Source organism: Jiangella ureilytica (assembly GCF_004348545.1).
In the GTDB taxonomy this organism is placed as follows: Bacteria; Actinomycetota; Actinomycetes; order Jiangellales; family Jiangellaceae; genus Jiangella; species Jiangella ureilytica.
In genome coordinates this window covers 26,295-46,709 of sequence record NZ_SMKL01000047.1, presented here as the reverse complement: position 1 = coordinate 46,709, position 20,415 = coordinate 26,295, and the positions used below count along the sequence as shown (strand labels likewise).

Below are 20,415 nucleotides of genomic sequence, written 5' to 3'. Positions count from 1 at the left end.
CCCGAGGGACCGTTCCCCGCCCTCCACCGAGTCGGTCGACTCGGGGTGGACGTCAGCGGGGGCTGATGAACCCGGACTCGTAGGCGGCGATGACGGCCTGCGTGCGGTCGCGGACGCCCAGCTTGGTGAGCACGTTGCCGACGTGCGTCTTGACCGTCTCGGTGCCGACGACCAGCTCCGCGGCGATCTCGGCGTTGGACAGACCGGCCGCGACCAGCCGCAGCACCTCGGCCTCGCGCTCGCTCAGCCCGGCGTCGGCCAGCGCGCCGCCACCGGGTCCGCCGTGCGCCGCCGCCAGCCGGCGGATGGCGGCGGGGAACAGCAGCGAGTCGCCCCGGGCGACCAGCCGCACCGCCTGCACGATCTCTTCGGGCCGGGCCCGCTTGAGCAGGAAGCCGTGGGCGCCGGCCCGCAGCGCCTCGTAGACGTAGTCGTCGTTCTCGAAGGTCGTGACGACGAGGATGCGCGGCGGGTCGTCGCGGCGGCTGAGCAGCCGGGTCGCCTGGATGCCGTCGACCGCGGGCATCCGCACGTCCATCAGCACCACCTCGGGCCGCCACCGCGCCACCAGCGGCCCCACCTCGGCGCCGTCGCCGGCCTCGTCGACGACGCGCAGGTCCGGCTCGGCGTCGATGATCGCGCGCAGCCCGGCCCGGACGAGCGGCTCGTCGTCGACCAGCAGCACGGTGATGGTCGTCCCCTGGGGGACTCGCGGCCGCATGGGACCTCGTGGTCGGCCGTGGAGCTGGGGCTCGTCCGTCACCGGCCGTCTCCCGTCCGGGCCGGCAGGTGCACACGCACCCGCCACACCCCGTCGGCGGCCCGCGCGGACAGCTCGCCGCGCAGCAGCCGCACCCGTTCGCGCATGCCGCGCAGGCCGCGGCCGCCGTTCGCCCGCGGCCGCCGCGCCGGCGCATCCTCCGGCAGCGGGTTGGTCACCTCGATGTCGACGCCGGTCTCGGTCGCCGCGACGTGCAGCCGGACCGGGACGTGCGCCGCGTGCCGGGCCGCGTTGGTCAGGCCCTCCTGCACGATCCGGTAGGCCTCGCGCGAGAGCACCGCAGGGACGGCCGCGAGGTCGCCGTCGACGGTGGCCTCGAGGTCCATGCCCGTGGTCCGGGTGTCGTCGACGAGCCGGTCCAGGTCGGACAGCGTGCGCTGCGGCGACAGCTCCGCATCGGTGCCGGCGCGCAGCACACCCAGCACGTGGTCGAGGTCCTCCATGGCGGTGCGGCCGGCCTCCTCGACGGCGACCAGCGCGCGGCGGGCGAACTCGGGGTCGGAGTCGAGGACCCGGCGCGCGGCCGCCGCCTGCAGCGTCGTGACCGTCAGCGCGTGGCCGACGGAGTCGTGCAGCTCGCGGGCCAGCCGGTTGCGCTCGGCGAACTCCTGCGCCTGGATCTCCATGGCCAGCCGCAGCTCGGCCGGCGACGGTCCCAGCAGCAGCGGGGCGAACCACGCCAGCAGCGCGCCGATGCCGGCCACCAGATACGCCGTCGCGACGACCACGCCCAGCCCCAGCAGGACCGCCCACACCCCGCCGACGCCGTCGAGCACCGGCAGGCCGACGATGCCGCGGCCGTCGTCGAAGCCGAGTCCGCGCGCCACCAGCAGCACCGCCGTGGGTGAGGCGACGAGGATCGCCGAGACCGCCACCCCGCCGCAGAGCAGGTGCAGCACGTACCACCCGGCACCGAACAGCCGCGTCTCCCACGGCGGGTCGGCCACCGGGTCGGGCAGGTCGACGTCGAGCAGGCTGCGCGTCGCGGTGATCTCGAGCGCCCGCATGGCCGGCAGGAACGGCGGCACCGTCCCGATGACGAACGTCACCGCCGCCAGCACCCCGGCCGGCACGTACGGCGTCCCCGGCTCGGTGAACAGCTGGACGAACATGACGATCAGCAGGACGTACGGGAGCAGGATGACGCCGCCGAGGAGCAGGTGGACGCCGCGGCGGAAGAGACGACGCCCGGCCAGCGGCGCGACGATCGTCCTGAGCGCTCCCACGCCCCGATTGTGGCAGGTGCGCTCAGGGCCATCCGACCATCGTCGGGCCGGGCATGGCCCCAGCCATGCTCACCATGGCTCGGCGCTGCGCACCGGCCCTCCTCAGGCCGGCGGGCGCGGCCCGTCGCCGTCGCCGTCGGGCAGCATCGACAGCGCCACGACGCAGGCGGCGTCGAAGATGTCCTCGGAGGTGGCGTCGACGTCGCTCATGATGGCCGGCCCGCCGTGCAGCGCGTAGAACGCCATGCGCCCGCACAGCTGCACCGGCAGCGGGTCGGCGGGATCGACGACGAAGTCGACCAGCGTGCGCATGCGCTCCCGCATCGCGTCGCCGGCCTCGAGCGAGCGCAGTGCCGGCTGGTTCTCCATGAGGAACCGCAGCAGCGTGCCCCGCCCGCGGACCGCCTCGCCGTAGCGCTCGATGAGCTCACGCCGGTTCTGCGGCGACGGCTCGCGCTCGCGGGACCAGTCGACGACCTCGTCGACGGCGGCCAGCAGGTCGTCGACCAGGCTCCGGACGATGTCGTCCTTGCTCTTGAAGTAGTAGTAGAGCGACGCCTTCGTCATCCCCAGTCGCTCGGCCAGCTCGCGCAGCGACGTCTTGTCGTAGCCCCGCTCGGCGAACAGCTCCAGGGCCACGCGCTGGATGCGTGCTCTGGTGCTGCCGAGCTGACTGTCCTGCATGCGGGCGTGCTCCGGTGGGGGCGTTCGGGTCGACGTCCAGAACGTACCCGGATCGGGCCGGGTGCCACAGCACGACGGGCCCGCAGCCAGGAAGCCGCGGGCCCGTGGTGGGTGAGACCTCAGGCGGGGACGACCTCGAGGGTCACGTTCGCCGCGACGTCCGGGTGGAGCCGGACGGTGACGCGGTGCGAGCCGACCGTCTTGATCGGGCTGCCCACCTCGATGCGCCGCTTGTCGATGGCCGGGCCACCGGACGCGGAGACCGCGGTCGCGATGTCGGCCGACGTGACGGCGCCGAACAGCCGGCCGGTGTCGCCGGCCTTGGCGACGAGCTGGACCGACGTGCCCTCGAGCTGCGCCTTGACCGCACGAGCGGAGTCGAGGTCGGCGAAGTCGCGGGCCTGCCGGGCGCGGCGGATGGAGTCGATCTCCTTCTGCCCGCCCTTGGACCACGCGATCGCGAACCCGCGCGGCACGAGGTAGTTGCGGCCGTAGCCGTCCTTGACCTCGACGACGTCGCCGGCCGCGCCGAGACCCGGCACTTCCTGGGTGAGAATCAGCTTCATGGCGTCCTCTCCCCTTCTCAGCGAGCCGTCGAGGTGTACGGCAGCAGCGCCATCTCGCGCGCGTTCTTGATGGCCGTGGCGACGTCGCGCTGGTGGCGGGTGCAGTTGCCGGTGACGCGACGGGCCCGGATCTTGCCGCGGTCGGAGATGTACTTGCGCAGCAGCGAGGTGTCCTTGTAGTCGACGTAGTCGACCTTGTCCTTGCAGAAGGCGCAAACCTTCTTCTTCGGCTTGCGCAGCGGGGGCTTAGCCATCGTGGTGCTCCTCCTTCGGGGAGCCCGGTCGCCTCGCTGACGCGGCTGACCGGGATGGGTTGTCGGGCGCGCTCCCGTGCTGAGCGGCCTCCAGAGCCGCTCGGGAACGCTGTTACCTGGTGATCAGAACGGGGGCTCGTCGGCCGGCGGGCCGGACGGGGCGCTCCAGGGGTCGTTGCCGCCGCCCTGCTGCGGCGCACCGCCGCCGGGCGGAGTGGCCCACGGGTCGTTGCCGGCAGGCGCACCGCCGTAGCCGCCACCGCCGCCGCCACCACCGGACCGCTGGGTCCGGGTGACCTTGGCCGTGGCGAACCGGAGACTCGGGCCGATCTCGTCGACCTCCATCTCGATGACCGTGCGCTTCTCGCCCTCGCGCGTCTCGAACGAGCGCTGGCGGAGCCGGCCCTGGGCGATGACGCGCATGCCGCGCTGCAGCGACTCGGCGACGCTCTCGGCCGCCTGCCGCCACACCGAGCACCTCAGGAACAGCGCGTCGCCGTCCTCCCAGGTGCTGGTCTGCCGATTGAACGTGCGCGGCGTGGACGCGATGGTGAAGTTCGCGACCGCCGCACCGTTGGGCGTGAAACGCAGCTCAGGGTCGTCGGTGAGATTACCGACGACCGTGATGACGGTCTCGCCTGCCATGAACGAATCCCTCTCAGTGGGCTTCTGGCCGAACGACCTTGGTACGCAGCACCGACTCGGAGAGCCCGAGCTGGCGGTCGAGCTCAGCCACGGTGTCGGCCTCGCACGTGACGTCGAGCACCGCGTAGATGCCCTCGCTCTTCTTGCCGATCTCGTACGAGAGCTTGCGGCGGCCCCAGATGTCGACTTTCTCGACCGAGCCACCGGACTCACGCACGACCCCGAGGTACTGCTCGAGGCTGGGTTGCACGGTGCGCTCCTCGGACTCGGGGTCCAGGATCACCATGACCTCATAGCGACGCATGCCGGATCACCTCCTGTGGTCTTCGCGGCCACGGTCTCTCCGTGGCAGGAGGGCTGAACGTCGATGGCCCGGTCGGATGCACACAGGTCGTGCATGACCAGGCCGCAGGCAAGGTTACCAGCGATGCGCCGAAACGCCGATTCGGTTGTCCACAGGCCTTGACCTGCGCTTCTTCTGCGCGCGGGAAACCGTCAGAAATCGGACCCGGCTTCGAGCCGCTGCCGCAGCAGCCGCTCCAGCGGCATCGACTCGCCGTCGCGCGCACCGACCCCCACCTGCAGCGGCGGGTCCGACGGTGCCACCCGCACGCCGGCGAGCCGGGCGGCGGCCGATCGCGGCACATCGAGGAGGTAGAACGCGCCGTCCTCGCCGACCGCCATGGCCCGGTTGCGACGTACGTACCAGCCGCGCAGCCCAGTGCGATAGGTGACGGCGCCCTCGCCGGCGCGCGCTCGCAGCGGCCCGGGCTCGATGCCGGCGGACCTCATGGCGGCGACGAACTCGGCGACGAGGGCCCGCGCCCGCTGCGTCTCGGCGGCCTGCTTGCGCGCCAGCGCGTCGGCATGGGCCTGGATCGCCTCGCGCCGCTGCTCGCGCCACCTGGCTTCATCGGACATCGATCGTGAGCCTACGGGGACCGGTCGGGGTGTCGGAGTGGCGCGGTAGCGTCTGGGCCATGGCTGTGCAGCGCATCGGTGCCCACGTGAAGCAGGGCGACCCCATAGCGACGTCGAAGGCCACCGGTGCCGGGGCGGTGCAGATCTTCCTCGGCGACCCCCAGGACTGGAAGGCGCCCAAGCTGGCCTACCCCGGTGGTGCCGAGGCGCTGAAGTCCGACGCCGCGGGCGCGGGGCTCACGGTGTACGTGCACGCGCCGTACGTGGTGAACGTCGCCACGACGAACAACCGCATTCGCATCCCCAGCCGCAAGATCCTGCAGCAGCACGTCGACCTCGCGGCCCAGGTGGGCGCGGCGGGCCTCGTGGTCCACGGCGGGCACGTGCTCAAGGGCGACGACCCCCAGGCGGGCGTCGACAACTGGCGCAAGGCGGCCGAGCGGCTCGACGCCAAGGTGCCGGTGCTCATCGAGAACACCGCGGGCGGCGACTACGCCATGGCCCGCAAGCTGGACCGGCTGGCCGCGCTCTGGGACGCCGTCGGCGAGTTCGGGTTCGGCTTCTGCCTCGACACCTGCCACGCGTTCTCGGCCGGCATCGCGCCCGAGGACATGGTCGACAAGACGCGGGCCATCACCGGGCGCATCGACCTCGTGCACGCCAACGACAGCCGCGACCCGTTCGACTCCGGAGCCGACCGCCACGCCACCATCGGCACCGGCAGCATCGGCGGCGAGGCCATCGTCGCCGTCATCGAGGCCGCCGGCACCGACGCCATCGTCGAGACCCCCTTCGAGGGCCAGGACGACGACGTCGCCTACCTGCTGGACCACGTCAAGGCCGGTTAGCGGTGCCGCCGGACGGTCAGACGCCCACGTGGGTCCTGGCCCGGGCGGCCTCGGCGATGCCCGCCACGGCCTCGGGCCGGACGGTGTCGCGCACGATCCGCAGCGCGTCGGTCAGCCCGGTCAGCTGCTCCGGCGTGAGCAGGCCGGTGTACCAGCGGTCGACGTCCTCGATGTGGTCGGCCACGGCGGCGGTCACGCGCTCGAGGCCGGTGTCGGTGAGCACCGCCCACGTTCCGCGGCGGTCGGTGTCGCAGCTGGCCCGGGCCACCAGGCCGGCGCGTTCCAGCCGGTCGACCACGCGGGTGACGCCGCTGGTGGTCAGGCTGGTCTGTGCTGCGAGATCGCTCATGCGCAGCTGGCAGTTGGGGGTGCGCCCGAGCCGGAGCAGGATCTCGAGCTCGTTCTCGGACAGGCCGTGCTGGGCCAGGCGGGCGGCGAACTTGTTGGTCAGCCCCCGGTGCACCTCGACGAGCAGCCCGACGGCGGTGAGCCGGTCGTCGTCGATGATTCGCGTGGTCGCCATAGATGCTGATGCTAACAATGGTTGACGGCGCAAAATATTGAACGTTGAACCGTGGAGACCAGAGAAAGGGCACTCGATGGCCGAGGCACACGCCGCCCGCAACCTGCACCCGTGGAACGGCCTCACCGTGCCGGCGGCCGGCGTCTTCACGCTCGACCCCGCGCACGCCGACGTCACGTTCGCCGTGCGCTACCTCATGGTCACGCGCATCAGTGGCCGGTTCGGCGACGTCCGGGCCACGCTGACAATCGGCGAGGACCCCACCGCGTCGCACGTCGAGGTCGTCGTCGGCACGGCGAGCCTGGCCACCGGCGAGGACGACCGCGACGAGCGGCTGCGCTCCGCGGACTTCTTCGACGTCGCCCACCACCCGGAGCTGACGTTCCGCTCCACGCGCATCGCGCACGTCCAGGGCAACGAGTTCGTGCTGGCCGGCGACCTCACCATCCGCGGCACCACGCGGCCGGTCGACTTCCGGGCCAGTTTCGACGGCGTCGGCTTCGACCCGTGGGGAGCGCAGGTCGTGGGCCTGTCCGCGCGCACCGAGATCGACCGCGAGCGGTGGGGGCTCACCTGGAACCGGGCGCTCGAGACCGGCGGCGTCCTCATCGGCCGGAAGGTCGTCCTCGAGATCGACGCCGAGTTCATCCGGCCGGCACAACCGGACACTCCCGGACGTTCGTGATCGTTCTCGGGTCCGCACCCGGAGCGGGTAACCTCGGCCCGTGACTCGCAGCCCCGCCCTCGCCGTCCGAGAGATCGCGAGCGACCAGCATCTCGCCGCGATCGCCGAGCGGCCCTCGGTCAGCTTCCTGCAGACTCCGGCGTGGGGTGTGGTCAAGCGCGACTGGCGGTCGCGGTCCGTCGGCTGGTTCGACGGCGACAAGCTGGTCGGCGTGGCGCTGGTGCTGTACCGCCAGGCGCCGCGGGTCCGCCGCTACCTCGCGTATGTCCCCGAGGGGCCGAGCATCGACTGGGAGGCGGCGGCCACCGGCGGCGACCTGCAGCGCTGGCTGGCTCCGCTGGCCGAGCACGTGAAGTCGCAGGGCGCGTTCGGCCTGCGCATGGGCCCCATGGTGGTCACGCGCCGGTGGTCCAACGCCACCCTCAAGGAGGCCCTGGCCGACCCCGGCGTCACCCGGCTGCGCGACGTGCCGGCCGACGAGACCACGGCCGCCGGCACCGCGCTGGCCGAGCAGCTGACGGCACTGGGCTGGCGCCCGCCGGCCGATACCGGCGGGTTCGCCGCCGGCCAGCCGCGGCACGTGTTCCAGCTGCCGCTCGAGGGCCGCACGCCCGACGACGTCCTCAAGGGCTTCAACCAGCTGTGGCGGCGCAACATCAAGAAGGCGGACAAGTCCGGGGTCGTCGTCTCCACCGGCACCGCGGCCGACCTCCCCGCGTTCCACGAGATCTACGCCGAGACCGCGCAGCGCGACGGCTTCACCCCGCGCCCGCTCTCCTACTTCCAGGGCATGTGGGCCGCCATGACCGGAGAGGCGCCGGAGCGGCTGCGGCTCTACCTCGCGCACCACGACGGCGACCTCGTCGCCGCCACCACCATGACCCGCGTCGGCACGCACGCCTGGTACTCCTACGGCGCCTCGACGACGGCCAAGCGCGACGTCCGCGGCTCCAACGCCGTCCAGTGGCGCATGATGCAAGACGCACTGGCCGAGGGCTGCGCCGTCTACGACCTGCGCGGCATCACCGACACCCTGTCCGAGGACGACTCCCACGCCGGCCTCATCCGGTTCAAGCTGGGCACCGGCGGGCACGCCGTCGAGTACCTCGGCGAGTGGGACCTCCCGCTCTCGCGCGTCCTCTACTCTGCGTTCGACCTCTACATGAAGCGCCGGAGCTGACCCGTGTCCGTCACGTTGCACATCGCCGCCGAGCAGTGGCGCGGGCGGGTCCGCCGCTACACCGAGAACGCGGCCGCGGCGGGCGTCACCGTCGTCCCCGTCGCCAAGGGCAACGGCTACGGGTTCGGCAACGCCGTCCTGGCGGCGGAGTCGGCCCGGCTCGGGGTGGCCACGATCGCCGCCGGGACCTATGAGGAGGTCCCGGCCGTCGCGGCGGCGTTCGGCGGCGACGTCCTCGTGCTGACGCCGTGGCGGCCCGGGCCGGCCACGCCCGGCGACGAGCGCGTCGTGCACACCGTCTCGCGGCTCGAGGACCTGCGCGGGCTCGCGGCCGGCGACACCCGGCCACGGGTCGTCGTCGAGGTCCTCACCAGCATGCGCCGGCACGGTGTCGCCCCCGGCGAGCTGGACGAGGTGGCCAAGCTGATCGACGCCGTGCGGTTCGAGGGTTTCGCGCTGCACCTGCCACTGACCGGCGACCACACCGCCGAGGCCACCGCGCTGGCCCGGCAGGCGTTCGCGGCCGCGCCGGGCGCCGCACGCACCGTCTGGGTCAGCCACCTCACGCCCGCCCATGCCGCCACCGTCGGCCGCGACACCGGCGCCGAGATCCGGCTCCGGGTCGCGACGGCGCTCTGGCTCGGCGACCGCGCGGGCCTGGCGCCCAAGGCGACGGTGCTCGACGTGCACCGGGTGCGCCGCGGCGAGACCTACGGCTACCGCCAGCGCCGCTGCCGCCGCGACGGCACCCTGCTGGTGGTCGCCGGCGGCACGGCGCACGGCATCGCCATGCAGGCGCCGACGGCGGCGAGCACCCTGCGGCAGCGGGCCACGGCGCTGGCCCGCGGCGGCCTCGAGGCCGGCGGCCGTGCCCTCTCGCCGTTCCGGGTGGCCGGCCGGCAGCGCTGGTTCGCCGAGCCGCCGCACATGCAGTGCTCCATGATCTGGCTCCCCGACGGCGTCACCCCGCCCGTCGTGGGCGACGAGGTCGACGTCGAGGTCCGCTTCACCACGACCGCCTTCGACACCCTCGTCTGGGGCTAGCCCGCCCAGCGCCCGGTCAGGTAGGCGGCCGCCCAGACCGACATCAGCGGCACCGAGACGGCCAGGTAGGCCCACAGGACCCAGCGGCGCTTCACCGCGAGCAGGGCGATGGTCACCCACAGCGGCCACCAGAGCAGGGTGGCCCGCGGCACCGAGAAGAACCAGGTCGACGTGCCGAACGCGACGACCTGCAGGCCGACCCAGGTCGCCTCGCCCCAGCGGCGCCACCAGAGCAGGGCCGCCGTCAGCACGACGCCGATCAGCATGGCCACGATCTCGGCCCGGAACATCCAGGCGAACCCGGGTGTCTGCGTGCCGCCGAAGGCCGCCTGCCAGGTCGTGTCGAACGCCGTCCACGGCCAGGTGAAGTGCCGGTCCCAGCCCTCGGCCTGGGCGTGCAGCCAGGCCAGCCGGTCGCCGGACTCGGAGTCGAGGTACGCCGACCACGCCAGCAGCGGCAGCGCCGGCAGGAACAGCCAGCCCAGACCCGACCACCACGGCCGACCGGTCTGCGCCACGGCCTCGCGCCGGGTGGTCAGCCACTGGACGGCGATGGCCACCGCGAGGAACACGCCGCTCACGCGGATGGTGCACGACAGCGCCGTCAGCACGCCGGCCGCGAGCCAGTGCTGCCGCCGCGCCGCGAGCCAGGCGGGCAGCGCGCAGGCCAGGAACAGCGACTCCGTGTACGGGGCGGCCAGGAACACCGCGGACGGCGACGTCACCCAGACCAGCACGGTGAGCCGCCCGATGCGCTGGCCGCCCTCGAGCTCGCCGATGCGGCCGAGGGCGAGTGCCGCCACGGCGCCGGCCAGCAGCGACACCAGCAGTCCGGTGAACACGTGCTGCAGGCCGGCCTCGCCGCCGAGCCAGAGCAGCGCGGGGAAGCCGGGGAAGAACGCCTCGTTGGGCACGCCGGTGGGCTCGCCGCCGTACCCGTGGACGGCGATGCCGGCGTAGTGCCAGAAGTCCCACTGCTGCCACCGATCCAGCGCGGGAACGACGTCCTGGCCCGGCGCGACGAACATCCAGCCGGTGGCGCCGGCGATGACCCACATCGAGACCCGGCTCGCCACCCAGACGGCCAGCGAGTCGGCGTCGACGGCACGGGCGCGGTCGGCCAGGCCGCGCGCCGTCATGCCCGCACCGCCCGCCCGCGCCGGTGCCGCGCGGGCCCGGACGCCGTCACTGACGGCGACGGCGACACGAACCGCCGGACGGGATCGTCTTCGGGATGCCGGATGTCACGCACGACCATCACAACGAGCCAGAGCAGCCCCGCGATCCGCAGCACGATCGCCAGAGCGTACTGGTCGTTGCTGATCAGTGGCGCGCTCGGGTCGAACAGCGTGCCCAGGTAGCGCCACACGCAGACGAAGTACACCACCTCGGCCACCTGCCAGATCGCCAGATCGCGCACCCGGGGCCGGGCCAGGACGGCGAGCGGCAGCAGCCAGAGCGAGTACTGCGGCGACCACACCTTGTTCACCAGCAGGAAGGCGGCCACCGCGAGGAAGGCCAGCTGGGCGACGCGCGGCGGGACGGGCGCCGTCAGCGCGAGCGCGGCGATGAGCACCAGCAGCGCCGCCGCGGCCACCACGACGAGATCGTCCACCCGCTCGGGCAGCAGGTCCGGCGAGAGCAGGTCCAGCGCGTACCAGGTCGAGCCGAAGTCGGCCGCGCGGTCGGCATTGAACGCGAAGAACTCCCGCCAGCCCGTGGGTGCCCACCACGCCACCGGCAGGTTCACCGCGCACCAGGCGACGACGGCGCCCGCGATGGCCACGCCGGCGTCGCGCAGGGCGGCCCGCCGCTCCGGCGCCCGCAGCGCCACCAGCACCAGGACGCCCAGCAGCAGCGCCGGGTAGAGCTTCGCCGCCGCGCCCAGCCCGATCAGCACGCCGGCGAGCACCGGCCGCTGCCGGCTCCACGCCAGCAGTGCCAGCGAGGTCAGCAGCACCGCCAGCAGGTCCCAGTTGACGTTGGCGCTGAGCAGCAGCACCGGCGACGCCGCCACGAGCACCGCGTCCCACGGCCGGCGCCGCTCCGTGCGCGCGGTCACCGCCACGACGCCGAGGGCGCACACCGCCATGAGCACCGCGGTGAGGTCGAAGAACGTCACGCTCTCGGCGACGTCGGGGGCGAGCCCGGCCGTCACCCCGACCGCGCCGCCGTACCAGTCGGTCAGCGCGGCCGCCACCGGTGCCGTCACCTGCATGACGGCGCCGGTCAGCACCGGGTACTCGAGCAGGCTCTCGCGGTAGGCCAGCAGGGCGTCGGCGAACCCGCGCTCGCGGTACAGGAACGCGACGTCGCTGTAGCAGAGCGAGGTCCACATCGACCGGTCGGCGCGGTCGGCCCAGCCGCCGGCGCGGCACGGCTGGTCGGCCAGGAACCCCAGGGCCAGCATGACGACGGCGACCGCCAGCGCGACGCGCAGCGGACCCCACCAGCGCCGTGGCAGCGCGGCCCGGCGGCCGAACGAACCGCCCACCACCTCGCTCATCGCCGCGACGACGGGATCCTCACGACTCGGCGCGGCGGAACCCTCGCGGCGCTGCGGCGTCACGGACACGAAGCGACAGCCTAGACGAGCAGCATCGCGCTACCGGCGCACGGTCGTCAGCGGTCCGCGCCCCCGGCGTCGCCCCAGGCGCCGCCGTTGGCGTTGCCACCGCCGTTCTGGTCGCCCGTCGGTTCGTCGGTGGGCTCGTCGGGCGGTGGGTCCGTGCCACCGTCGGTTCCGCCCTCGGTGCCGGCCCACTCGTTCCCGGACTCGTCACCGCCGTCACCGGAGTCGGTGCCCCCGTCGCCGGAGTCGGTGCCGCCGTCGCCGGACTCGTCCGAGCCGGACTCGCCGCCACCGTTGCCACCGCCGTTGTTGCCGTTGTCGCCGTTGTCGTCGCCGTCACCGTTGTCGCCGTTGTCGTCCTCGTCGCCCGGCTCGTCGGTGGGCGTGGGTGTGGGGGTGGGCGTCGGGTTGACCGCCTCGCCGACCTCGGCCGGCTCGGGAAACTCCTGGATCTCGATGCCGTCGAGCGCGCCGGCCATGAACGCGGTCCAGATGCGGGCCGGGAACGCGCCGCCGGTGAAGGTGTCCATGCCGTCGACGCCGTCGAGGGAGACGGTGCCGGCGGTCTCGCCGTCGCCACGGAAGATCGCGACGCTGGCCGACAGCTGCGGCACGTAGCCGGAGAACCACGCGGTGAGGTCCTCGTGGGTGCCGGTCTTGCCGGCGGCCGGCCGGTTGAGGTTCTGCGCCTCGCGGCCGCTGCCGTTCTCGACCACCCGGTTGAGGGCGAAGGTGGTGTCGGCGACCACGCCGGGGTCGAGGACGGTCTCGGGCGCGGGCTCGACACGGTACGGGACGTTGCCGCCGGGCTCGGTGACCGAGCGGACGGTGTACCAGTCGGCGTGCCGGCCGCCCGCGGCGAGCGTGGCGTAGGCCTCGGCCATGTCGATGGGCCGGACGTGCCCGATGCCGATGGTGACGCGGGGGTCCAGGCGCAGGTCCGACTCCTCGTCGGCCGCGTAGGACAGGCCACTGGCCAGCTGGGTGTCGACGATGGTGTCGGCACCGATGTCCAACGCGAGGTCGACGTACGCGGTGTTCATCGACTGCTCGGTGGCCGTGACCAGGTCGATGGCCTCGCCGTAGTCCCTGTCGCCCTGGTTGTGCAACGGCGGCCCGAGGACCGGGTCGGTGAGCGTGTTGCCGGAGTACCGGCTCTCGAGTGAGATGCCCTGGCTCAGCGCCGCGGCCAGCGTGAACGGCTTCACCGCCGACCCGCCTTGGATGGAGGCGTCGATGGCGTCGTTGAACGGCTGCGCGACGGCGTCGGGCCCGCCGTACATGGCGACGACGGCGCCGTCGCCCGGGATGACCGCCGCGAGGCCGACGCGGACGCCGTCGGCGTGCTCCTTGGGCCGCTCGGCGTCGACCGCCTGGATGGCCGCCGACTGCGCCTTGGCGTCGAAGGTGGTGACGACGCGCAGGCCGCCGGTGTCGATCTCGTTCTCGGTGAAGCCGTTGTCGAGCAGCTCCTCGCGCACCTGCGCGAGCAGGTAGCCGTTGGGGCCGCCGTAGAGGTTGGTGTTCTGCTCGGGCACGACCGCGGGCGGCGCCAGGGTCTCGGCCGTCGCGGAGTCGAGCTTGCCGATGTCGACCATGCCGTCGACGACGTACTGGAACCGGCGCTCGTACCGCTCGGTGTTCTCGGGACCCAGCGTGGGGTCGTAGCGCGTCGGCGAGCGCAGGATGCCGGCCAGCGCCGCGCACTGCGAGGCGTCGAGCTCGGACACCGGCTTGTCGAAGTAGGAGCGCGAGGCGGTCTGGATGCCGTAGACGCCGCGGCCGAACCAGATGGTGTTGAGGTAGGACGCCAGGATGTCGTCCTTGTCGAGCTGCTGGTCGATCTTGACCGCGATGAACAGCTCCTGCACCTTGCGGGTGAGGGTCTGCTCCTGTGTCAGGTAGTAGTTCTTGACGTACTGCTGCGTGATGGTCGAGCCGCCACCGGCCGCCGTCGATCCGTTGTTCTGGACGTAGCCGATGCCCGCGCGCATGATGCCGACCGGGTCGAAGCCGTTGTTCTCGTAGAACGAGCGGTCCTCGGCGGCCACGACGGCGTCCTGGCAGGCCTGCGGGATCTCGGAGATGTCGACCGTCTCGCGGTTCTCGGCGCTGAACCGGCCCAGCTCGGTCTCGCCGTCGGCCCAGTAGACGATCGTCGCCTCGGACCGGGCGAACGCGTTGGCCTCGGGGATGTCGGTCATGGCGTAGGCGATGCCGACCCCGGCCACGCCGAGGAGCATCATGCCGAGCGCGTAGAGACCGAAGGCCTTCCAGGAGACGAACCGGCGCCAGCCCTTGCGCTTGCCCCTGGCGACCTTCTTCCCGTTGCGGCCGGCGGCATAGCGCCTGCCGCCGTTCCCCCCGTTGCCGCCGCTTCCAGGGGTCGCCGAAGGGACCGCGCCCGCGGACACGGCAGTCCTCGACGCCGCGTCGCCGGACGCGGCAGTGCGCGCGCGGCCACCCGCGCGGCGTCGCCCATGGTTCGTCACAGAGTTCTCGGTCGGTTGGTGGACATCGGCCGCCCGGAGCGCGCGATGAGGCGCCCCGGATCCAAGCAGAGCCTACGACGCTCCACGGTCGATCGCCTCAATCCTGCTCTCCACCCGGCTGTTCACACCCGCTCGTGACGGCACAGCCGTCCCACCCGTCACGCGATGGCCGACGGGTCACTTGCAGTTCGCGGCCGGGACGTTCTATCGTCCTGAGCTATCGACATGATGTATCGGTTCGATACATCGATTCGTCAACGATGCAAGGGAGCGTACCTCGTGGGCAAACGCGCGGAGGCGCTGGAGCTGGCCGTCCTGGGCCTGCTGCACGACGCGCCGCTGCACGGCTACGAGCTGCGCAAGAGGGTGAACTCGCTGCTGGGGTGGGGGCGAGCGTTCTCGTACGGCACCTTGTATCCGACCCTCAAGGCGATGGTGCGGCTGAACTACCTGGCGGAGGACGAGCCCGTCGACACCATGGTGCCGCCGGCCTCCCACCGCAGCGGCCGCCGTGGCCGCATCGCCTACCGGCTCACCCCGGAGGGCAAGGAGCGCTTCGCCGAGCTGCTCACCCAGACCGGACCGTCGGCCTGGGACGACGAGCACTTCGGCGTGCACTTCGCCTTCTTCGGGCGGGCCGACGCCGATACCCGCCTGCGAATCCTCATCGGCCGGCGCAGCCGGCTGCAGGAGAAGCTCGATCAGTTCCGCACGTCGCTGTCGCGGACCCGCGAGCGGCTCGACGCCTACACGGTGGAGCTCCAGCGCCACGGCCTCGAGTCGGTCGAGCGCGAGGTCAAGTGGCTCGACGGCCTGATCAGCGCGGAACAGCGCTCGATGGACCCGTCACCGGGCGCCACGCCCACCCCTGGGGCCGGTCAGCCACCGGCACCCGTCACCGGAAACGAAGGAGAGAACGGCCGATGAGCTCGGTACGTGTTGGCATCGTCGGCGTGGGCAACTGCGCCGCCTCGCTCGTGCAAGGCGTCCACTACTACCGCGACGCCGACCCGGCGACGAAGGTCCCCGGCCTGATGCACGTCCAGTTCGGCGACTACCACGTCCGTGACGTCGAGTTCGTCGCCGCGTTCGACGTCGACGCCAAGAAGGTCGGGCAGGACCTCGCCGACGCGATCGGCGCCAGCGAGAACAACACCATCAAGATCTGCGACGTGCCGCCCACGGGTGTCGTCGTGCAGCGTGGACACACGCTCGACGGCCTGGGCAAGTACTACCGCGAGACCATCGTCGAGGACGAGAGCGAGCCGGTCGACGTCGTCGCCGCGCTCAAGGCCGCCAAGGTCGACGTGCTGGTCTGCTACCTGCCGGTCGGCTCGGAGGAGGCCGCCAAGTTCTACGCGCAGGCCGCCATCGACGCCGGCGTCGGGTTCGTCAACTGCCTGCCGGTCTTCATCGCCGGCACCCCGGAGTGGGCGGACAAGTTCACCGCCGCGGGCGTCCCGATCGTGGGCGACGACATCAAGTCCCAGATCGGCGCCACCATCACGCACCGCGTGCTGGCCAAGCTGTTCGAGGACCGCGGCGTCACCGTCGACCGCACCTACCAGCTCAACGTCGGCGGCAACATGGACTTCAAGAACATGCTCGAGCGCGAGCGGCTGGAGTCCAAGAAGATCTCCAAGACGCAGTCCGTCACCTCGCAGCTGGTCGACGGCCTCGAGCCGCGCAACGTGCACATCGGCCCGTCCGACTACGTCCAGTGGCTCGACGACCGCAAGTGGGCGTTCATCCGGCTCGAGGGCCGCAACTTCGGCGACGTCCCGCTGAACCTGGAGTACAAGCTCGAGGTCTGGGACTCCCCGAACTCGGCCGGCATCGTCATCGACGCGCTGCGCGCCGCCAAGATCGCCATGGACCGCGGCATCGGCGGCCCGATCCTGTCGGCGTCGTCCTATTTCATGAAGTCGCCGCCGGAGCAGTACTCCGACGACGTGTGCCGCGAGAAGGTCGAGCAGTTCATCCGCGGCGAGATCGAGCGCTGACGCACCACGAATCGCGACGGGAGCCGGTACCCTCGGGGGTGCCGGCTCCTTTCGCTCGGCGAACCGGGCGTTGGGACGATGCCCTGGTCGGCCGAACGGGCATGAGATTCCCGTCGTCGGTGCGGCGGTTTGACGTGGCTCGTCTACCATTTCCGTCATGCTCCGCTGGGAACGTGTGCCAGATTGAGGTGTTTCACCCACCGGTCGCCTATTGACAGAACGCTGCCGGGCAGCAAGCGTCGTCTAGCGGCGCGTGTGCGTCCCGGAGCACGACGGCGGCCACGAGGAGCCTGTGACGCTCACCGGCGAGCGGCCATGGGGGACGACAGAGGAAGGATCATCGATGACGCGGACCGCCCGAGGACGCCGTAGCAACGACGGCGCCACGAAGCGGGCGCGCGCGAACCTGCGCCCAGCCGACCTGCGCCCATCCGTGAAGTCCGGTCGTGCGAAGGAGGGCGGAGCCGACGGGGAGCGCTCGCAGTCGTTCTGGCACTCCTTCCTGCACGACCGCAGCGTCCGCTCGCGCGTCGCCGCGCTGGTCCTCCTCCCGCTGCTGGGCACGCTCGTGCTCGGCACCCTCTTCTTCAAGAGCGCCCTCGACGAGGCGTCGTCCGCCTCCCGCACCGAGAGCCTGGCCGAGCTGGGCATGGTGTCCCTGCAGGCGCTCGAGACCCTGCAGGACGAGCGCGACGTCACCGGACTCGCCACCACGGGCCCCAACGGCGAGGCCCCGGTCGCCGGCGCCGGCGCGGTCGCTGACGCGCGGGCCGCCACCGACGCCGCCCTGGCCTCGCTCGCCGACGAGGTCGACCAACGCCGCGGCGACGACCTCGGCAGCGCCTTCGAGGCCTCCGTCCTCGCGTTCGACCGCGAGATGGGCCGGCTCGGCGGCTACCGCGGCCAGCGCGACGAGAACGACCCGCTCTACGACGCCGGCACCAACGGCTACCAGCGGTTCGCCCAGACGCTGCAGCGGCTGGCCATCTCGTCCGCCGCGGGCACCGAGGACTCCACACTCTCCCGCCAGATCTCCGCGCTGGCCGACATCGCCCAGGCGGTCGAGTCCGCGTCCATGGAGCGCGGCCTGGTGTCCTACTTCGTCGGCGGCGATGCCGCCCTGACCACCGCCCAGCGTGACCAGGTCGTCGTCCTGCAGGGTGAACAGGACCTGCTGCTCGAGGGGCGGTTCCTCCGCGGCCTCGGGTTCACCGAGCAGGCCCGCCTGTTCTCCAACCAGATCACCGAGGGCAACCGCCTGGTCGGCGAGACCCGCGCCGACATCCAGGCCGGCGCCGTACCACGCGCGACCAAGGAGCAGTGGTACCAGGCCTCCACCGAGCGGCTCGACGCGCTGCGCGAGGTCCAGGACGACACCGGCAACACGGTACTCACCCTGGCGGCCGACCGCACCGACGGCGCCCGGGTGACGGCACTGCTCAGCGCCCTGGCCGTACTCGCGGTCCTCGGCCTCACCGTCTACCTCGCCATCGTCGTGGCGCGGTCCATCATCGGCCCGCTGCGCCGCCTGCGCGCCTCGGCGCTCGAGACCGCGCAGACGCAGCTGCCGGCGCTGGTCGACCGCGTGCACAAGGACGGCCCGGCGGCCGCCCGCAACCTGCCCGACGCCGTCGAGGCCGAAGGACGCGACGAGATCGGCCAGGTCGCCACGGCGTTCAACGACGTCCACTCCACGGCCGTCCGGGTCGCCGCCGAGCAGGCCATGCTGCGGCAGAACCTCGACACCATCGTCGTCAACCTCTCCCGCCGCACGCAGTCGCTGATCGACCGCCAGCTCGGCGAGATCGAGGGTCTCGAGCAGCGCGAGCGCGACCCCGACCAGCTGAGCACACTGTTCCGCATCGACCACATGGCCACCCGCGTCCGCCGCCACGCCGAGAGCCTCCTGGTCCTCGCGGGCGTCGAGGAGATGCGCAAGCACACCAGCGCGGCCGGCGTCCTCGATGTCGTCCGCACCGCGGTCGGCGAGGTCGAGCAGTACCCGCGGGTGAAGTTCGGCGTCATGCCGACCGACCTCATCACCGCCAGCGCCGTCGACGACATCGCCCATCTGCTGGCCGAGCTGATCGACAACGCCACCGAGTTCTCCGCCCCGGCCACGCCGGTCCGGGTGACCAGCCAGCCGCTGCTGGGCGGCGGCCTGCGCCTGCAGGTCACCGACTCCGGCCTGGGCATCCCGGCCGGGCAGCTCGACGAGCTCAACGACCGTCTGCGCAACGTCGGCGACATCGACGTCGCGGCCTCGCGGACCCTGGGTCTCTACGTGGTCGCCCGCCTGGCGGCCAAGCACGGCATCCAGGTGCGTCTCGAGGCGGTCCCCGAGGGCGGCACGGCCGCGCAGGTCGACCTCCCCGCGCATCTCATCCTCTCCCCGCTCGACACCAGTGAGGGCGTCCTCAGCCCGGTGACGGCCGACACCCCGGGCCCGAAGTCGTCCGGCCTCGACGCGTGGAGCCTCGACAGCGGCTCGTCGCCGTACCGCCGCGACGACTCCTCGCCGTCGCTCCCGCTGCCGTCGACCACCGGCCTGCCGCGGCGCTCCGAGGAGCGGCCCGACGAGGTCCGCTTCCCGGTCGAGGTCAACGGCCGGTTCGACGAGCCGGCCCCGGCCGACCCCGCGCCCGCCATGGACGCCGGCCGGCCCACCTGGCCGAGCCCCGAGGAGTCGCGCCTGCGTGCCGACACCGGCGAGCACCGGGTCCCGCCCATCACGGCCGAGACCCGCTTCCAGCCGTCCGACACCGGCGAGCACCGGCTCGGTGACACCGCCGAGCGTCGCCTCGGCGACACCGGCGAGCGGCGGCTGAGCGACACCGGTGAGCGGCGGTTCTCCACCGACCACGGCACCCGGTCCGACGAGTCCTGGCGCGCACCGCTGACCAACGGGACCAACGGATCGGCGCTGCCGACCCGCGAGCCGCGTCCCGAGGTCCGCCCGCCGGCACCGCAGCCGCCCGCTCCCGTCGTCCCGCCGGCCCCGGCCGCGGCGCCCGCCGGCCGGGCCTCGCTGCGGGCGCCCGAGCCGGTCCTGCCCGACAGCGACTCGCCCATCTACGACTCCGTCGCCTCGGCCTGGTTCAGCCGGTCCAGCAGCCCGTCCACCGACTGGTCCAGCCCGGCCGACGAGGGCTGGCGGCGTGCCGCCGAGGCGCTGAAGTCGGCCGAAGAGGCCGCCAGCGCCCGTGCGGGTCAGCGCGACACCGAGCCGATCTCCACGTCTCCGCAGATCGGCTCCGGCTGGGCCGCGGGTCGCGAGGCTCCGGCTCCGGCCCCGGCGCCCGAGCCGGTCGAGGTCGAGCCCGCGCTCAGCGCGTCCGGCCTGCCGCTGCGCCGGCGCGGCGCCTCGCTGGTGCCCGGCTCCATCGGTGAGCTGAACGAGACGGAACGGACCCGGAGGCCCGCGGCCGCGGCGAAGGACGCGAGTAACGTGGCCTCGACACTGGCCAGCCTGCAGCGAGGTGTCGGGCGCGGCCGGGAGGAAACCGGTGGCTGGGTGCCCAAGCGACCCAGCGACCCCGAGAGGAGCGATTCGTGACCAACGCCTCCAGCGACGAGCTCGGCTGGCTGCTCGACCGATTCGTCGACCGCACCACAGGAGCCGCGCACGCGGTGGTGGTGTCCGCCGACGGTCTGCACCTGGCCGGCTCCACGGGCATGCCGCGCGAGCGCGGCGAGCAGCTCGCGGCGGTGGTGTCCGGACTGGCCAGTCTCACGGTCGGCGCCTCGCTGATCCTGGGCGCCGGCGAGGTCCAGCAGACCCTGGTCGAGATGTCCAACGGCTTCCTGCTCGTCATGGCCGTCGGCGACGGCGCGCACCTTGCGGTGCTCGCGGCGTCCACCGCCGACCTCGGTCAGGTCGGCTACGAGATGGCACTGCTCGTCGAGCGCGTCGGTGCCGTGCTCAACCCGGCCACGCGGGTGGGGTGAGAAACACCGTGCACGTGCGCCGGATGTGGTAGGGATCGGGTCA

At 72.7% G+C, this 20,415-nt stretch carries 20 protein-coding genes; 8 read left to right on the top strand and 12 right to left on the bottom strand.

The window, feature by feature from the left end:
- Nucleotides 1–52: 52 nt before the first annotated feature.
- The 8 genes from E1212_RS19540 to E1212_RS19505 all read right to left on the bottom strand — a co-directional run bounded on the left by E1212_RS19540 (nucleotide 53) and on the right by E1212_RS19505 (nucleotide 5,077).
- Entirely contained in the window at nucleotides 53–721 is a 669-nt protein-coding gene (locus tag E1212_RS19540; protein WP_131985504.1) for a response regulator transcription factor, read from the bottom strand.
- Nucleotides 722–759: 38 nt separating this feature from the next.
- Nucleotides 760–2,007: a sensor histidine kinase gene (locus tag E1212_RS19535; protein WP_203417016.1), complete on the bottom strand. Its 1,248-nt coding sequence runs from the start codon at nucleotides 2,005–2,007 to the stop codon at nucleotides 760–762.
- Between the two features lie 102 nt (nucleotides 2,008–2,109).
- The gene (locus E1212_RS19530) at nucleotides 2,110–2,691 is read right to left on the bottom strand and encodes a TetR/AcrR family transcriptional regulator (RefSeq protein WP_131985502.1); all 582 of its coding nucleotides are present in this window, start codon (nucleotides 2,689–2,691) and stop codon (nucleotides 2,110–2,112) included.
- 119 nt (nucleotides 2,692–2,810) lie between these two features.
- Nucleotides 2,811–3,257, bottom strand: coding sequence for a 50S ribosomal protein L9 (gene rplI, locus E1212_RS19525; protein WP_131985500.1), 447 nt, complete (start codon nucleotides 3,255–3,257; stop codon nucleotides 2,811–2,813).
- 17 nt (nucleotides 3,258–3,274) lie between these two features.
- Nucleotides 3,275–3,511, bottom strand: a complete 237-nt coding sequence (rpsR, locus tag E1212_RS19520) for a 30S ribosomal protein S18 (RefSeq protein WP_026877935.1) — start codon at nucleotides 3,509–3,511, stop codon at nucleotides 3,275–3,277.
- 123 nt (nucleotides 3,512–3,634) lie between these two features.
- Nucleotides 3,635–4,156 (bottom strand): single-stranded DNA-binding protein, encoded by a 522-nt coding sequence (locus tag E1212_RS19515; protein ID WP_131985499.1) that lies wholly within the window; start codon nucleotides 4,154–4,156, stop codon nucleotides 3,635–3,637.
- 13 nt (nucleotides 4,157–4,169) lie between these two features.
- Entirely contained in the window at nucleotides 4,170–4,460 is a 291-nt protein-coding gene (gene rpsF, locus E1212_RS19510) for a 30S ribosomal protein S6 (RefSeq protein WP_131985497.1), read from the bottom strand.
- Between the two features lie 191 nt (nucleotides 4,461–4,651).
- Nucleotides 4,652–5,077: a hypothetical protein gene (locus E1212_RS19505; protein ID WP_131985495.1), complete on the bottom strand. Its 426-nt coding sequence runs from the start codon at nucleotides 5,075–5,077 to the stop codon at nucleotides 4,652–4,654.
- A 59-nt stretch (nucleotides 5,078–5,136) separates the two neighbouring features.
- Between E1212_RS19505 and E1212_RS19500 the strand changes: the two genes are divergently transcribed.
- Complete coding sequence (locus E1212_RS19500; RefSeq protein WP_131985493.1) at nucleotides 5,137–5,925, top strand: deoxyribonuclease IV; 789 nt, start codon at nucleotides 5,137–5,139, stop codon at nucleotides 5,923–5,925.
- A 16-nt stretch (nucleotides 5,926–5,941) separates the two neighbouring features.
- Here E1212_RS19500 and E1212_RS19495 read toward each other — a convergent pair whose 3' ends face one another.
- Nucleotides 5,942–6,448 (bottom strand): MarR family winged helix-turn-helix transcriptional regulator, encoded by a 507-nt coding sequence (locus E1212_RS19495; protein WP_131985491.1) that lies wholly within the window; start codon nucleotides 6,446–6,448, stop codon nucleotides 5,942–5,944.
- 76 nt (nucleotides 6,449–6,524) lie between these two features.
- Between E1212_RS19495 and E1212_RS19490 the strand changes: the two genes are divergently transcribed.
- The 3 genes from E1212_RS19490 to E1212_RS19480 are packed head-to-tail and all read left to right on the top strand — an operon-like array spanning nucleotide 6,525 to nucleotide 9,357.
- Entirely contained in the window at nucleotides 6,525–7,133 is a 609-nt protein-coding gene (locus E1212_RS19490; protein WP_131985489.1) for a YceI family protein, read from the top strand.
- 40 nt (nucleotides 7,134–7,173) lie between these two features.
- The gene (locus E1212_RS19485) at nucleotides 7,174–8,313 is read left to right on the top strand and encodes a lipid II:glycine glycyltransferase FemX (RefSeq protein ID WP_131985487.1); all 1,140 of its coding nucleotides are present in this window, start codon (nucleotides 7,174–7,176) and stop codon (nucleotides 8,311–8,313) included.
- Between the two features lie 3 nt (nucleotides 8,314–8,316).
- Nucleotides 8,317–9,357: an alanine racemase gene (locus E1212_RS19480; protein ID WP_131985485.1), complete on the top strand. Its 1,041-nt coding sequence runs from the start codon at nucleotides 8,317–8,319 to the stop codon at nucleotides 9,355–9,357.
- Here the strand turns inward: E1212_RS19480 and E1212_RS19475 are convergent.
- From E1212_RS19475 to E1212_RS19465, 3 genes are read right to left on the bottom strand one after another with little or no spacing between them, the layout of a single operon-like run.
- Entirely contained in the window at nucleotides 9,354–10,496 is a 1,143-nt protein-coding gene (locus E1212_RS19475; protein ID WP_131985483.1) for a glycosyltransferase family 39 protein, read from the bottom strand. The genes E1212_RS19480 and E1212_RS19475 overlap by 4 nt on opposite strands.
- Nucleotides 10,493–11,932, bottom strand: a complete 1,440-nt coding sequence (locus tag E1212_RS19470) for a glycosyltransferase family 87 protein (protein WP_131985481.1) — start codon at nucleotides 11,930–11,932, stop codon at nucleotides 10,493–10,495. Before E1212_RS19470 ends, E1212_RS19475 begins: the two co-directional genes overlap by 4 nt.
- 47 nt (nucleotides 11,933–11,979) lie before the next feature.
- The gene (locus E1212_RS19465) at nucleotides 11,980–14,343 is read right to left on the bottom strand and encodes a transglycosylase domain-containing protein (RefSeq protein ID WP_131985479.1); all 2,364 of its coding nucleotides are present in this window, start codon (nucleotides 14,341–14,343) and stop codon (nucleotides 11,980–11,982) included.
- Between the two features lie 357 nt (nucleotides 14,344–14,700).
- Between E1212_RS19465 and E1212_RS19460 the strand changes: the two genes are divergently transcribed.
- The 4 genes from E1212_RS19460 (at nucleotide 14,701) to E1212_RS19445 (ending at nucleotide 20,372) form a co-directional block, all read left to right on the top strand.
- The gene (locus E1212_RS19460; RefSeq protein ID WP_131985477.1) at nucleotides 14,701–15,348 is read left to right on the top strand and encodes a PadR family transcriptional regulator; all 648 of its coding nucleotides are present in this window, start codon (nucleotides 14,701–14,703) and stop codon (nucleotides 15,346–15,348) included.
- On the top strand, nucleotides 15,345–16,424 hold the full coding sequence (locus E1212_RS19455) for an inositol-3-phosphate synthase (RefSeq protein WP_131985475.1): 1,080 nt from the start codon (nucleotides 15,345–15,347) through the stop codon (nucleotides 16,422–16,424). The genes E1212_RS19460 and E1212_RS19455 overlap by 4 nt, the downstream gene beginning before the upstream one ends.
- Before the next feature lie 343 nt (nucleotides 16,425–16,767).
- Nucleotides 16,768–19,980: a sensor histidine kinase gene (locus tag E1212_RS19450; protein ID WP_131985473.1), complete on the top strand. Its 3,213-nt coding sequence runs from the start codon at nucleotides 16,768–16,770 to the stop codon at nucleotides 19,978–19,980.
- Nucleotides 19,977–20,372, top strand: coding sequence for a roadblock/LC7 domain-containing protein (locus tag E1212_RS19445; RefSeq protein ID WP_046767008.1), 396 nt, complete (start codon nucleotides 19,977–19,979; stop codon nucleotides 20,370–20,372). Before E1212_RS19450 ends, E1212_RS19445 begins: the two co-directional genes overlap by 4 nt.
- Nucleotides 20,373–20,415 lie beyond the last annotated feature (43 nt).